Origin of the sequence: Klebsiella sp. 2019SCSN059, assembly GCF_021739525.1 — a bacterium.
Lineage (GTDB): Bacteria > Pseudomonadota > Gammaproteobacteria > Enterobacterales > Enterobacteriaceae > Klebsiella > Klebsiella quasipneumoniae.
The window spans coordinates 78,068-91,007 of sequence record NZ_JAKKOM010000012.1; the positions used below are offsets into that span (position 1 = coordinate 78,068).

Genomic DNA, 12,940 nt, shown 5'->3' on the forward strand with positions numbered 1-12,940 from the left:
GAGGAAATCACGATGAATCACATTGAACATTATCATGACTGGCTACGAGATGCGCATGCCATGGAAAAACAGGCAGAATCCATGCTGGAATCAATGGCTGGCCGTATCGATAATTATCCGGATCTCCGTGCCAGAATCGAACAGCATATCAATGAGACCAAACGGCAAATTACCGTGCTGGAAGAGATCCTCGACCGCAACGAGATTTCGCGCTCGGTGATTAAAGATTCGATGAGTAAAATGGCGGCTCTCGGCCAGTCCATCGGAGGGATGTTTCCTTCCGATGAAATAGTCAAAGGCTCGATCAGCGGGTACGTCTTCGAGCAGTTTGAGATCGCCTGCTATACCTCTCTGCTGGCGGCGGCTGAAAAAGCGGGCGATACCGCTTCCATTCCGGCCATTGAGGCCATCCTGGCGGAAGAGCAGGCCATGGCCGATTGGCTGATCAAACATATTCCTCAGACCACGGAGCAATTTCTCCTGCGTTCAGATGCTGACGGCGTAGAAGCGAAAAAATAACCAGGAGGCAGGCCTATGTTTCGTCATGTGAAACAACTGCAGTATACCGTGCGCGTTGCTGAACCCAATCCGGGGCTCGCGAATTTACTGCTCGAACAGTTTGGCGGCCCTCAGGGCGAGCTGGCCGCCGCGTGTCGTTATTTCACTCAGGGATTAAGCGATGACGATCCCGGCCGCAAAGACATGCTGATGGATATCGCGACAGAGGAGCTGAGCCATCTGGAGATCATTGGCACCCTGGTCGGCATGCTAAATAAAGGCGCCAAAGGGGCGCTGGCGGAGGGCACCGAGAGCGAGGCGGAACTCTATCGTTCGCTCACCGCCAACGGCAACGACAGCCATATTACGTCGTTACTGTACGGCGGCGGTACCCCGCTGACCAATTCGGCGGGCGTGCCGTGGACGGCGGCCTACATTGATACTATCGGCGAACCCACCGCCGACCTGCGGTCAAACGTCGCGGCGGAGGCGAGGGCGAAGATCGTCTATGAACGGTTGATCAACGTGACCGACGATCCCGGCGTAAAAGACGCGCTGGCGTTCCTGATGACCCGCGAAGCGGCGCATCAGCTCTCTTTTGAGAAGGCGCTGCAGTCGATTCGCAACAACTATCCGCCGGGCAAACTGCCGCCCATTAGCGAGTACGCGAACACCTACTACAATATGTCTGAAGGTGGAGAAGTACGCGGCAGCTGGAACAGTGACAAACACTTCGATTATGTCAAGGATCCGCAGCCGGCCGTGGATGGCGGAGATGGCAGCGCCTCTGTCGGCCTGACGCCGGAGCAGGAAGCGCTGTGCAAAGCGATGCTGAAGCGAACAGAGTCTGACCCGCAGGGTGATCCTTTGACCGGCGCTGAACTGGGCGCCGGTAAGCAAAACACCTCATCATCGGCTAAGTGATGTTCGCATAAGCCCCGGCTGCGGCCGGGGCGTTTCATAATGATGGGTGCGGATTATGTTTGAATTTGACGCGTTTCATCTGGCCCGACTGCAATTTGCCTTTACCGTTTCCTTCCATATTCTGTTTCCGGCCATCACCATCGGCCTTGCCAGCTACCTTGTGGTGCTGGAAGGGATGTGGCTGCGAACCCGGGATAACGTCTGGCGCTCGCTCTACAACTTCTGGCTGAAAATTTTCGCCGTCAATTTTGGCATGGGCGTGGTTTCCGGATTAGTCATGTCCTATCAGTTCGGCACCAACTGGAGCGGATTCTCCCAGTTTGCCGGCAGTATTACCGGCCCGCTGCTGCTGTATGAAGTGCTGACCGCCTTCTTCCTCGAAGCGGGATTCCTCGGCGTGATGCTGTTCGGCTGGAGCAAGGTGCCGCCGGCGCTGCATTTTTTTACCACCTGCATGGTAGCCCTTGGCACCCTGGTCTCCACCTTCTGGATCCTCGCCTCCAATAGCTGGATGCAGACGCCGCAGGGTTTTACCCTCGAAAATGGCCACCTTATCCCGCAGGACTGGCTGGCGATTATCTTTAACCCCTCATTCCCGTATCGCTTGTTCCATATGGCGATCGCCGCGTTCCTCAGCAGCGCCATGTTCGTCGGGGCCTCCGCCGCCTGGCATCTGCTGCGCGGCAACGACTCGCCGGCCATCCGCAAAATGCTGTCGATGGCGATGTGGATGGCGCTGCTGGTGGCGCCCATCCAGGCGGTGGTGGGGGATATGCATGGCCTTAACACCCTTGAGCATCAGCCGGCGAAGATTGCGGCGATTGAAGGACACTGGGAAAACCGGCCGGGCGAGGCCACCCCGCTGTTACTGTTTGGCCTGCCGGATATGGAAGAGGAGCGGACCCGCTATGGCCTGGAGATCCCGGCGCTGGGCAGCCTGATCCTCACCCACAGCCTGCATAAGCAGGTGCCGGCCCTGAAAGATTTCCCGAAAGAGGACCGGCCCTATTCGCCCGCCGTGTTCTGGTCGTTCCGTATCATGGTTGGGATGGGCGTGTTGATGATCGCCTTAGGGATCTGCAGCGCCTGGCTGCGCTATCGTCGGCGGCTGTACCATTCGCGTCCGTTCCAGTGGTTTGCGCTCTGTATGGGGCCCGCCGGTCTTATTGCGCTGGTCGCCGGGTGGGTGACCACCGAGATGGGCCGTCAGCCGTGGGTGATCTACGGTTTGCTGCGCACCCGGGACGCGGTGTCGTTGCACAGTACGCTGCAGATGGCTATCAGCCTGCTGGTGTTTATCGTGGTCTACTGCGCGGTGTTTGGCGTGGGGTATTACTATATCTTCCGGCTTATCAAAAAAGGGCCGCAGCCGGTGACGGAGCTGACCTCGCAAACCGCAGGCACCCCGGCGCGTCCGCTCTCGGCGGCAGAGCCGGTGCGGGATGAGGAGAACGCATCATGAGCATCGATATCTCGGTGATTTGGTTTGTCATCATTGTCTTCGCCACGTTGATGTATATTGTGATGGATGGTTTCGATCTAGGCATCGGGATGCTGTTCAGCGTGGTGCATGACGCCGAAGAGCGCGATGTGATGGTTAACAGCGTGGCGCCCGTCTGGGATGGTAACGAAACCTGGCTGGTGCTCGGCGGGGCAGGGCTGTTCGGCGCGTTTCCGCTGGCTTACGCGGTGATCACCGATGCGCTGGTTATCCCGCTGACGGCGATGCTCATCGGCCTGATTTTCCGCGGCGTGGCGTTTGAGTTTCGTTTTAAAGCGGTTCCCTCGCATCGCACCTTCTGGGACTATGCCTTCGCCGGCGGCTCGCTGCTGGCGACCTTCAGCCAGGGGATTGTCGTCGGCGCCTTTATCAACGGCTTTGCGGTAGCCGACCGCCGCTTCGCCGGCTCGACGCTGGACTGGCTTACCCCCTTTAACCTGTTCTGCGGTCTGGGGCTGGTGGTGGCCTATCTGCTGTTGGGCACCACCTGGCTCATCATGAAAAGCGAAGGCGCGCTGCAGCAGCGGATGCGCGAGCTGACCCGCAAGGTGCTGCTGGCGCTGATGGTGGTGATCGCGGTGGTCAGCGTCTGGACGCCGTTGGGCTGGCGCTACGTGGCGGAACGCTGGTTTACGCTGCCCAATTTCTTCTGGTTCGTGCCGGTGCCGATCCTGGTGCTGACCCTGAGCCTGTGGATCTGGCTCCTGAGCGCGCGCCCCGCCAGCCACGCTCGTCCCTTTATCCTGACGCTGGGCCTGATATTCCTCGGCTTCAGCGGGCTGGGGATCAGCGTCTGGCCGAACATTATTCCGCCGCACATCTCCCTGTGGGATGCCGCCGCGCCGCCCTCCAGTCAGGTGTTTATGCTGCCGGGGGCGCTGCTGATCATCCCGGTGATCCTGATGTATACCGCCTGGAGCTATTACGTCTTTCGCGGCAAAGTGTCCGGCAGCGAAGGCTATCACTGAGAGGACAGCAAGTCGGCTACTGATGATTGACCGGCGCGCCGCGCCGTCCGCTCAGGGATGACCGAAATGGTCGCGGACAGACCGGCGACCCGCTCCACCCCCGCGGGCAGGGTATCAATATGGATACGCACCGGCACACGCTGCGCCAGCCGCACCCAGCTGAACGTTGGCTCGACCTGCGGCAGGCCCAGGGCGCCGGTTTCATCATTGGTATCGCCGATCCCGTGCCCAATGCTCTCCACATGGCCGGTAATAACCGGGTCATAGCCCATCAGCGTGATGTGCGCGGTATCGCCAATGTGGATGTGGCGCAGACGGGTCTCTTCAAAATACCCCACCACCCAGAAGCTCTGACCATCGATAATGGCGACTGTCGTCACACCGGCGGTGGCATAGTCGCCGGGGCGCAGCCGGAGATGGGTCACGTAGCCGGATACCGGCGCCCGCACGGTGGCATGCGCTACATTCAGCTGCGCCAGCGCCAGTGCCGCCAGCGCGCCCTGGTAGTTAGCGGCCGCGACGCTGGCCGCGCTGTTGGTCTGTTTCAGATCTTCGCTGGAGATGACGCCCTGGATCTGCGCCCGACGTCTGGCGGCATCCTGGCGCATCGCCATCTCCTGGCGTCGGGCTTCCACCTCCGCTTGGGCGCTGCTGACCGCCAGCCTCAGCCAGCGCGGATCGATGGTATAGAGTACCTCTCCCCGATTGACCCACTGGTTGTCTTTCACCGCCACGCTGGCTACCGGCCCCGAGACATTGGGGGCGATCTGCACCACGTCGGCCCGCATCCGGCCATCGCGGGTCCAGGGTGTCTGCGCCTCCTGTTTCCAGAAAATGAAAGCCAGTAGCGCGGCGGCGGCGACGGCGCCTAAGGTCAGGGCATAGCGGCCCAGAAGTGTCAGATACAGTGTCATACGGATAACCCCAGCGTGTGAACGCCCTGCAGGAGCAGGAAGAAAAGCGCGATAAAAAGGGACAGCCCCCACAGCGGCCGGCACGGCAGGCGACCCGGGCCGCGGGCGGAGAAGATAAGCGGTTGCAGCAACAGTGTAGCGAGCAGGGCGATAAGGCCGACAATCAGCAGGCCGGGGAAAAATACCCCGCCCAGCGCGAGGTCACGCATGGTTCTGGCTCTCCTCAGGCAGGTGTAAGGCGCAATACAGCGCGATGAGCGCTTCCGCGCGTTCGCGCGAGGCGGCATCGGTCGCCGGTAAAGCCTGGGCCAGCAGCGCATTGACCGGTTGCTCCAGGGCCGTTATGTCCGGCTGCGGGTTCAGCGCGTCCAGGAGCGCTTGCACTGCGTCCGCCGACGCACTGTCCGCCTGCTGATAGCGACGGCGCAGATGGATCACGGCGAGACCGGTACGAATATCGCGCAGCATCGTGTCAAGCAACTGACCGGCTGCCGGTCCGCTCTGCGGCAGGCGGGGCAGCAGTAATGCGGTACGGTCGATCATCAGGTTGGTCCAGCGGTGGGCATTGTGCGCCAGCCGGCCGCGAGCGGCGCGGCGGATATCGCGCTGGCACAGCGTCAGCAGACGACGGATAGCGGTTTCCGCCTGCACGGTTTGCAGCAGGCGCATACCAAACGCCGCATAACCGACGGCGATAAACAGCGCGAGCGCGGTATTGATCGCCGTCGCGAAGTCGCCGCGGTAGCTGGCCCCCAGCTCGCACAATATCGGCAGCGTCAGGGTGATGCCCATCGCCATAAAGGTGGTGGCTGGCCGCGCCTGCAGCGAGCCGGCCAGCAGATAGACCGGGGCGAGCACCGCCGCCAGCAGCGCAAATTCGTTCACCTGCGGCAGCAGGACGAAGCTGTAGAGCAGGCTGAACAGCACGCCCCACACGCAGCCGATCAGGTATTTCACCAGATGCGCCGCCGGCGCGTCGAAGCTGGCGAACAGGCTACAGCAGACCCCGAGGATCGAGACCGCGGTGCCGCCATCGGGCCAGGCGGATCCTATCCAGATCAGGCAGCCGCTAAGGATGATGACGAAGGCGCCGAAGGAAGTCCGCAGGGCGCTGAGCGGATCGCGATGGAAAACATAACCCTTCGCCGCGCCGGCGTCGGGGGGCAGGGCAGGCGACCGCCGACGATAAACCGCCTTCGCCAGCCGCTCGCTCTCCTGCAGGAGGCGGATGGCTTCCGCCAGATGGCGCGCCAGGCTGAGCCGCAGCGCCTCGTCCATGGTCTGCGCGTCAGCAGCGTACCGGACGATGAGCCGCTCGCAGCGGGAGAGAAGTCCGTCTGCCGAGGGCGCCGACCTGGCGGCTTGCGGGCCTGTCAGCCAGGCCTCTGCCTCCGCCAGCAGCGCCTGCAGGTCGTCAGGTGGCGGCCCGCTCCGCTGTAAACGGTCATACAATTCGCCATTGACGATCAACAGTCGCGCCAGCCGGTCGTGGATCGCTTTTCTCGCCTGGCGGTGAGGGACAGACAGGCCGTCATCCCAGGGCAGGTGGTGGTTAATGCCCTGGAGAAACTGCAGGCTCAGCGCCAGCCGCAGCGTTTCCGCCGCCACCGGCTTGCCTGCCAGCGTATCGGCGATCCGCTGGCGGGCGGTTGCCAGCGTCTGTGCCTGCGTGCTGTTAAACCGCCCGGCGATGCGCACCGGCAGCACGAAGCGATGGATCAGGCCGGCGCATAAGATACCGATGGCGATCTCTTCCACCCGGGTGACGGCGAGGTCAAAGATCGTCCCGGGCGCGGAGACGGCGGGAAAGCCAATCAAGCTCGCGGTGTAGCCCGCCAGCAGGAAGGCGTACCCGCGCGGCGTGCGTTCAAGCAGGGACAGGCAGAGGCTACCCGCGATCCACAGGGCCAGCACGACGCTGCACAGGATCGGCTGGTTAACGAAGGTGGGCACGATGATCACGGTGGCCGCCGCGCCGACGACGGTCCCGACCAGCCGATAGACGCTACGGCTCAACGAGGCGCCCGCCGAGGTCTGCGAGACGATATAGACGGTGATGATGGCCCAGGAAGGCCGCTGCAGACCGATGGAGAGCGCAAGATAGTAAGCCAGCATCGCCGCGGCGAAACTCTTCGCGGCATAGATCACCGCCTGGCCATCGCTGCGCAGCGCGGCTGAGGGTGTTTGCGGCATGAAACGGCGCGCGACGGCGCCTGCGGCCCGCAGCCAGCGGGCCTGACGAAAGAGGATGATGTTCATGCCGCCGATTATTGCCGGCTTGCGCTTGCGGAGAAATACTCTATTCTGTCAAAAAATACCTGAATCTTGCCAACCGTATGCCATCACCTTTTGCCAATACGCTGTACGATCCGGACGCGTCTTCCTGCCCGGCCGTCGCGCGTCATCTTGATTTTGTCGAGTATGAAGCCGAAGTGCCGGTGCATAGCCATCGCAAAGGACAACTGATTATCGTGCTGTATGGCGCGGTGCGTTGTCGGGCGGAAAATAACCTGTGGATCGTGCCGCCTCGCTGCGCGGTATGGATCCCGGGCGGTATTGCCCACAGTGTGACCGCCACCTGGAACGCGCGCCTCAACTACCTGTTTATTGAACCCGGGGCGGCGGCGCTGCCCGACAGCTGCTGCGCGCTGGCACTCTCTCCCCTGATCCATGAGCTGGTGGGGCGGCTCACCCGCGAAGGGGCGGACTACGCGGCGGATAGCCATGCCGGGAGACTGACCCGGGTGACCCTCGACGAGCTGGCGACCATGCCGGCGCAGCGCCTGAATCTGCCCGTCTCAGTGCACCCCAAAATACGCGCCATGGCCGACAGGCTGGTGAGTCATCCTGACGATCGCAGTACCCTGCCGGTGTGGGCGAAACGTCTGGCGCTGAGTGAACGCTCCCTGGCGCGCCTGATGCGGCGGGAGACCGGCCTCACCTTCGGACGCTGGCGCCAGCAGCTGCATCTGATTATTGCCCTGCAGGAGCTGGCCAGCGGCGTTTCGGTACAAAACGTGGCGGCTAAGCTGGGGTATGAGTCGGTGAATGCTTTCATTACCCTGTTTAAAAAAACGATGGGGACGACGCCGGCGCACTATTTTGCCGAACGGCAGACCGGCACTCGTTAAGAAAAAGGGACGGGCGACGACCGCTGGCCTGACGCCCGCCAGAGAGGGCGGGCAGGGGCTTAGGCTTTCGGCAACTTGATCTTAATAATAAATCGCTCATTCAGCCGGGTGATCCTCGCGCCAATGTCGCCAAACTCGGTGGCCATTTTAAAAAAATCGTCCGCGGCGACGTCGAAATCGAGTTCAATTTTCTGATGTTGTCCTGTCGCCAGTAATTCATAGAAATGGTCAAGGCTGCGGGCTTTTTCGCTGGGCATCGTATTTCTCCATGGTCAACCAATCAGCAGGGCGTTTATGACTTATCGCGCTTTCCGGATTATTCAGCAGAATGGCAATGGGGCCTGATATAAGATTATGCAATGACAGTAAGAGTAGGGTAGGGCGATATTATTCCGTGTTGTTAAACCGTGCGGTCGCGCGTTTGCCGGCGATACCATGACGGCAGGAACAATCCTGTGGCGTCGGCTGATGATAGACATTGTTTGATGACAATTTGATGTCAGTAAAATGAACCTGCAAGGGCTCGGGATTTCATATCGCTAAATAATTTTTATTCTGTGGCTGTTAAGGTAGTTCTTAACTACTTTATGGTGATGGGGCTTTATATTTTATGGCCAACGGCGAGGGAACAACGATGCAATTACTTGATTTATTCGCAGGCTTATTGTGGTTAAGCAGCGTTATTTTCCTGCTGTTTGTTCTTGATGTGGTCATCACCCGTTATCTTTATCGTAAATAACCGACAGCGGCGACGGCGCTCGGCGTAGGGTACAGCGCCGGAGGATGATAGTATAACGCCGGGACTGATTCAGGAAGGAATGCGCGGTGGCCGGGAGAGTTGATTACGATATTGAAAAATACCAGTTTACCGAAGCCGGCGAAACGTCGCGGCTGCGGGAGCAGTGGCGCGAAGTCTATCAGGAGTGCCGTCAGATGCAGGCCGGGGCAGAGGAGCGCCTGCGCATTGCGTTACTGAACGTCGACTATGTCACCAGCTTCGAGCTGCCTTTTCGCCTGCTGCTGGTGCGCGCGCCGCAGCTGATCGCCGACGTCCGCGAGACGCTGCAGCTCAGCCGTAAAGCCGCCGTTTTCAACGGCAAACGTTACGGCTGCGTCTACAGTTTGAAGCAGGATTTACAGGCTGTACCGGAGAGCTTTCATTACCACCTGACAAACCGCATTCGTCGCGTCGAAGCGACGGGCCTGACGGCGGCGCCGTACCAGCAGATCGCCCGGGAGATTAAACCTGCCCGGGATCGACTCCGCCAGGCATTAATCGCCGGCCTGCCGGTTACCGCGCTTGATGCCCTGTTCTGGTTCGGCAGTCAGCGGGTGGCGGCGGACATTGCCCAGCTGCGCCGGTCCGGGATGGCTATTGTCACTGAGGAGGTGGAGGTCAGCGACAATCTGTTCAATACCACCCGGCGGGTACCGGTTTATCGTCTGACCAGCGCGTGAGCGGGTCTCGCTTCGCCCAGCCGCTGCCTCTGCAGGCAGTCGACCATTGCGCCATCAAACCAGACGCACAGCCCTCTGGCGGCATGCCGCGGAGCCGGTTCCCGCCACGCGCTGACGCTGAGCATGATCAGCATCAGCGCCAGCGGAACCACGTATATTCTTTTCACTACCCTTTTCCCGCTTCGCCTTTTCTGCCAGTAAGGTAGCGGGAAAATATGACGTTTCGTTGACCCGGCTGCCTGATTTATCGCCCGCAGAAGGCATGGCCGGCGTGCCGTGCCGGGTGATGCGTTATTCATCTTCGGCATAACAATATGACAAAAACTGGCGGCTTGTTTTTTTCGTTTTTATTACACCATGCTTTTTATCCTGCAGGGAAAAGCATGAAGTCGCCATGCCTGGCGGCGGGGTTATCTTGTAACTGGCTGGTTTGAAACGATATTTTAATTGTGATTTACGCGGGTCTGACAGTGGTGGCAAATTTATATTAATTCACTTTACCGATCAATAAATTATATCTTGATAGCTTTTAGCTATCGAATGTTTCTTATCGATCATTTTAAACTATTTTTGTTAGCGGGAAATATATGACATGCTTTAACCCTTTCTTATTTCTGGTATTTTTTAAATGGTTGAAGAAAACGTGAAAAATACCTCTTATCGCTTCGTTCTGGAGCCCGCTATTAGCGATGGTGGCGGCTACCACTCGTGGGAATTGCTCACTAAAGACATTATAGCACCCGCACAAAATAACACCTCAGCGCCCACGTTTTCTTTCTCCACGCTCACCGAAAGCGATAAGCTTGCACTATTTACCCGACAAATCGAGTTGCTTTCCGTATTTGATTTTTCCCAGGTCGATAATAAGCCGATCTCTCTGAATATTGATGATTTATTAAGCCATTTTATTCTGACCGACCGCTATCTCTGTGATTTTCTGCGCTCCTGTAAATACATTGCTCTGGAAATAAATGAGAATTTTCATGAATTTATCGCTGGCCGTGAACTGACGGCGCTGAGCACGCTGGCGGCGCTTTGCCCGGTCTGGCTGGATGACTTTGGTCGCGGACGAACGACGTTCCGGCTGCTGGAGCGATTTCGCTTTGATTGCGTCAAAGTGGATAAAGACTATTTCTGGGACAAAGAAAACGATCCCGCATTGCCCGGTCTGTTACAGGCTATTCATACCCTGACCGGGCATGTGATTGTGGAGGGGATCGAAACCGAAAAGCAAAAACGGCTCATCACTGCGGCCGGGGATATCATTGGTCAGGGCCGTTACTGGAAGGATGAATATATCTTTCTTTGCTGCTGAGCGCCCGCCGGGGCCAGGTTTCGGCTACCTGCCATTCTTTTCTTATCCAGTTTTAAACGAATGCTTTGTTACAGATAGTCTTTATTCCCGCGATGATAATCCAGTCTCTTTTACTTGCCTGAAGGATAACTCATTGTGAATACACGCTTGCGTAACACCCTGATCGCCATTGCGCTGACCACCTGCTTCACTGCCGCCAGCCAGGCGTCGACCTCGGCTGACGTGCCGTCTGTCTCGCAGGACCCGGTCGTCCAGCACCTGAAGCTGAGTGAGGAGCAGGTCGCCAAAATCCAGGCGCTGCGTCAGGGCTTCGAAAACAGTGTGAGCCAGATTAAAATCAGCGGCTATCAGGACGGCGCCCTGGCCGACGTGATTCACTCCGGGAAATGGGATGAAGCCAAAGTCAAACAGCAGCTGGCTGCCTTTAGCCAACTGGATCAGCAGGTGCGCTATTATCGCGTGAAATACTACTTCGACGTCAGCCAGGTGCTGACCGCCGAGCAGCGTGAGCAGGTGAAAAAAGACCTCGCCGCGGCGATCAACTAACCCGCCTCCGCCATCCGCTCCGGATGGCGCTGCATCGGACGACAGACGCCGCGTGTCCGGCGCCTGTCGCCCCGCTTGACTGACTTACTGACCGTGGCCGTTTTCCAGACGGGCAAAATACTCCGGGGCAAACGGACGCGGGTCGACATCGGCAAACGGCGCACGCTCAAAGTGCGCTTTCAGCGCCCAGGGAACCGTGCAGTCAAAAATCGTCTTGCAGCTGATACCTTCCCCGCGGATCGACGGACTGTATTCCGGCGTCTGGGAAGGATCGAGCTGGTGACCGCGGATACCGGGGAGGGTGGTGATGCTGACATCCCCCTGCATGCGGGTGGTCATCGCCCACAGGATATCGTCGCTGTCAAAGATATCGACATCCTCATCAACCAGAATGATGTTTTTCAGTTCGGAATAGGTCGCCAGCGCCAGCAGCGCAGCCTGTCCCTGACGTCCTTCGTCGGCGGGCTGACGTTTTTTCACCTGCAGGATCCCCAGAAATTTACCGCCGCCCGCGGTGTGGGCGTAGACGTTTTGTAAAAAGCCCGGGATGGCGGCCTCGACGGCATTCCAGATACTGGCTTCGGTCGGCAGCCCGGCGAGGGTGGTATGTTCTTCCCCCGGTCCCACCAGCGTCTGCAGGATGGCATTGTGCCGCATGGTTACCGCTTTGACTTTGATCACCGGCAGCGACGGGTTGGCGCCGCCGCAGTAGCCGGGAAATTCCGGCATCGCGTGGCCGCTGTTGGTGTGTTGATCTTCTCTGACGCGCACGCCGGGCAGCAGTTCGCCTTCAATGACGATCTCGGCGCGGGCGATGGCTTTCTCCGGGACGCTGACGCCCTGCACCAGCTCCACCGGGCGCTGACGCAGCGCGCCGGCGACGCCCAGTTCGTTATAGCCAAACGGCGTGGTAGGGGCTTCGAAGCAGGCGCCAATATAGATGGCCGGATCGAGACCCATATTGATGGTTATCGGCAGCGGTTTGCCGGCAGCCTCGGCTTTCTGGCGAAACACTTCGATATGGCGGCCGGCGGCAAGAAACATCGACAGCTCATCCCGGCCCTGCACGCACAAGCGGTGGATGGTGACGTCGGTGAGCGAGGCGTCGTCAGGATCGCTGGCCAGCGCCAGGCCCAGGCAGAAGAAGGGGCCGGCGTCGATCGGGGTGTTGGTGGGCGCCGGGAGCAGGGTGCGCAAATCAAAGTCCGGATCGTCGGCCAGAAAAACCTGCTCCTGACAGGGGGCGCTGCCGGCCGGAACCACCACCGGCGCAACCGGTGTTTTCACCGCTTTACCCACCTCCAGCGCCAGCTGCGAAGCTTCGCAGCCCAGCAGCAGCGCCGCCCGCTGGCGGCTGGCGTGCATGCCCACCAGAATGCGTGAATGCGGATAGCCTTTAATATTGTTAAACATCATCGCCGGGCCAATGCGGGTGGGGCGCTTCACGGTGCCGCCGGCGCCGATATGACGATAGACGCCGGCCAGCTCGGCGTTAGGGTCCACCGGATGATTGGTTTCGAGGTATTGATTGTCATGCTGTTGCAGCAGCGCGATGGCGTCGCGCAGATCCTGAATCGGTGCGGTCATGATGTTCTCCTTAGCGTGTCGATGCGCACAGTATGCTTCGCAGGCTAATGGTTATCAATTGCATCATTCATGCGTTATTGATAAGATTTTTGTTATCA

Annotated in this window: 14 protein-coding genes; 9 read left to right on the forward strand and 5 right to left on the reverse strand. The window is 59.4% G+C overall.

What is annotated here, in order from left to right:
* Positions 1 to 12: 12 nt before the first annotated feature.
* Genes L2I46_RS14560 through cydB form a run of 4 tightly spaced genes read left to right on the forward strand, consistent with a single transcriptional unit; the run spans position 13 to position 3,891 of the window.
* On the forward strand, positions 13 to 519 hold the full coding sequence (locus L2I46_RS14560) for a ferritin-like domain-containing protein (RefSeq protein ID WP_023289214.1): 507 nt from the start codon (positions 13 to 15) through the stop codon (positions 517 to 519).
* A gap of 15 nt (positions 520 to 534) precedes the next feature.
* Positions 535 to 1,422 carry a manganese catalase family protein gene (locus L2I46_RS14565; protein ID WP_023289215.1) on the forward strand — a complete coding sequence of 296 codons (888 nt, stop codon included), beginning with the start codon at positions 535 to 537 and terminating at the stop codon, positions 1,420 to 1,422.
* A 55-nt stretch (positions 1,423 to 1,477) separates the two neighbouring features.
* Entirely contained in the window at positions 1,478 to 2,884 is a 1,407-nt protein-coding gene (locus L2I46_RS14570) for a cytochrome ubiquinol oxidase subunit I (RefSeq protein ID WP_023289216.1), read from the forward strand.
* Positions 2,881 to 3,891, forward strand: a complete 1,011-nt coding sequence (gene cydB, locus L2I46_RS14575; protein ID WP_236947972.1) for a cytochrome d ubiquinol oxidase subunit II — start codon at positions 2,881 to 2,883, stop codon at positions 3,889 to 3,891. Before L2I46_RS14570 ends, cydB begins: the two co-directional genes overlap by 4 nt.
* On the opposite strand, the gene L2I46_RS14580 is transcribed toward cydB, so the two are convergent.
* The 3 genes from L2I46_RS14580 to L2I46_RS14590 are packed head-to-tail and all read right to left on the reverse strand — an operon-like array spanning position 3,885 to position 7,064.
* A complete protein-coding gene (locus L2I46_RS14580; protein WP_236947973.1) occupies positions 3,885 to 4,805 on the reverse strand; it encodes an efflux RND transporter periplasmic adaptor subunit in 921 nt (306 codons plus the stop codon). The genes cydB and L2I46_RS14580 overlap by 7 nt on opposite strands.
* Positions 4,802 to 5,014, reverse strand: a complete 213-nt coding sequence (locus tag L2I46_RS14585; RefSeq protein ID WP_023289219.1) for a DUF1656 domain-containing protein — start codon at positions 5,012 to 5,014, stop codon at positions 4,802 to 4,804. Before L2I46_RS14585 ends, L2I46_RS14580 begins: the two co-directional genes overlap by 4 nt.
* Entirely contained in the window at positions 5,007 to 7,064 is a 2,058-nt protein-coding gene (locus L2I46_RS14590; RefSeq protein WP_236947974.1) for an FUSC family protein, read from the reverse strand. The genes L2I46_RS14585 and L2I46_RS14590 overlap by 8 nt, the downstream gene beginning before the upstream one ends.
* 77 nt (positions 7,065 to 7,141) lie before the next feature.
* Here L2I46_RS14590 and L2I46_RS14595 point away from each other — a divergent pair, with 77 nt between their 5' ends.
* Complete coding sequence (locus L2I46_RS14595; protein WP_236947975.1) at positions 7,142 to 7,936, forward strand: AraC family transcriptional regulator; 795 nt, start codon at positions 7,142 to 7,144, stop codon at positions 7,934 to 7,936.
* Positions 7,937 to 7,995: 59 nt separating this feature from the next.
* On the opposite strand, the gene L2I46_RS14600 is transcribed toward L2I46_RS14595, so the two are convergent.
* On the reverse strand, positions 7,996 to 8,193 hold the full coding sequence (locus L2I46_RS14600) for a hypothetical protein (protein WP_236947976.1): 198 nt from the start codon (positions 8,191 to 8,193) through the stop codon (positions 7,996 to 7,998).
* Positions 8,194 to 8,761: 568 nt separating this feature from the next.
* Here L2I46_RS14600 and L2I46_RS14605 point away from each other — a divergent pair.
* From L2I46_RS14605 to L2I46_RS14620, 4 genes are all read left to right on the forward strand, one after another.
* Positions 8,762 to 9,394, forward strand: coding sequence for a helix-turn-helix domain-containing protein (locus tag L2I46_RS14605; RefSeq protein ID WP_049014932.1), 633 nt, complete (start codon positions 8,762 to 8,764; stop codon positions 9,392 to 9,394).
* A 45-nt stretch (positions 9,395 to 9,439) separates the two neighbouring features.
* On the forward strand, positions 9,440 to 9,595 hold the full coding sequence (locus tag L2I46_RS14610; protein WP_032429125.1) for a hypothetical protein: 156 nt from the start codon (positions 9,440 to 9,442) through the stop codon (positions 9,593 to 9,595).
* A gap of 427 nt (positions 9,596 to 10,022) precedes the next feature.
* Entirely contained in the window at positions 10,023 to 10,709 is a 687-nt protein-coding gene (locus tag L2I46_RS14615; RefSeq protein WP_032452469.1) for a KPN_01159 family EAL domain c-di-GMP phosphodiesterase, read from the forward strand.
* Positions 10,710 to 10,844: 135 nt separating this feature from the next.
* A complete protein-coding gene (locus L2I46_RS14620; protein WP_071997525.1) occupies positions 10,845 to 11,255 on the forward strand; it encodes a Spy/CpxP family protein refolding chaperone in 411 nt (136 codons plus the stop codon).
* 84 nt (positions 11,256 to 11,339) lie between these two features.
* Here the strand turns inward: L2I46_RS14620 and L2I46_RS14625 are convergent, their stop codons facing one another.
* The gene (locus tag L2I46_RS14625) at positions 11,340 to 12,842 is read right to left on the reverse strand and encodes a UbiD family decarboxylase (RefSeq protein WP_023289226.1); all 1,503 of its coding nucleotides are present in this window, start codon (positions 12,840 to 12,842) and stop codon (positions 11,340 to 11,342) included.
* Between the last annotated feature and the right edge of the window lie 98 nt (positions 12,843 to 12,940).

Bases quoted from the DNA above. Each gene is read 5' to 3' on its own strand.
- L2I46_RS14560 (WP_023289214.1), top strand. From the start codon at position 13: ATGAATCACATTGAACATTATCATGACTGGCTACGAGATGCGCATGCC.
- L2I46_RS14565 (WP_023289215.1), top strand. From the start codon at position 535: ATGTTTCGTCATGTGAAACAACTGCAGTATACCGTGCGCGTTGCTGAA.
- L2I46_RS14570 (WP_023289216.1), top strand. From the start codon at position 1,478: ATGTTTGAATTTGACGCGTTTCATCTGGCCCGACTGCAATTTGCCTTT.
- cydB (WP_236947972.1), top strand. From the start codon at position 2,881: ATGAGCATCGATATCTCGGTGATTTGGTTTGTCATCATTGTCTTCGCC.
- L2I46_RS14580 (WP_236947973.1), bottom strand. From the start codon at position 4,805: ATGACACTGTATCTGACACTTCTGGGCCGCTATGCCCTGACCTTAGGC.
- L2I46_RS14585 (WP_023289219.1), bottom strand. From the start codon at position 5,014: ATGCGTGACCTCGCGCTGGGCGGGGTATTTTTCCCCGGCCTGCTGATT.
- L2I46_RS14590 (WP_236947974.1), bottom strand. From the start codon at position 7,064: ATGAACATCATCCTCTTTCGTCAGGCCCGCTGGCTGCGGGCCGCAGGC.
- L2I46_RS14595 (WP_236947975.1), top strand. From the start codon at position 7,142: ATGCCATCACCTTTTGCCAATACGCTGTACGATCCGGACGCGTCTTCC.
- L2I46_RS14600 (WP_236947976.1), bottom strand. From the start codon at position 8,193: ATGCCCAGCGAAAAAGCCCGCAGCCTTGACCATTTCTATGAATTACTG.
- L2I46_RS14615 (WP_032452469.1), top strand. From the start codon at position 10,023: ATGGTTGAAGAAAACGTGAAAAATACCTCTTATCGCTTCGTTCTGGAG.
- L2I46_RS14625 (WP_023289226.1), bottom strand. From the start codon at position 12,842: ATGACCGCACCGATTCAGGATCTGCGCGACGCCATCGCGCTGCTGCAA.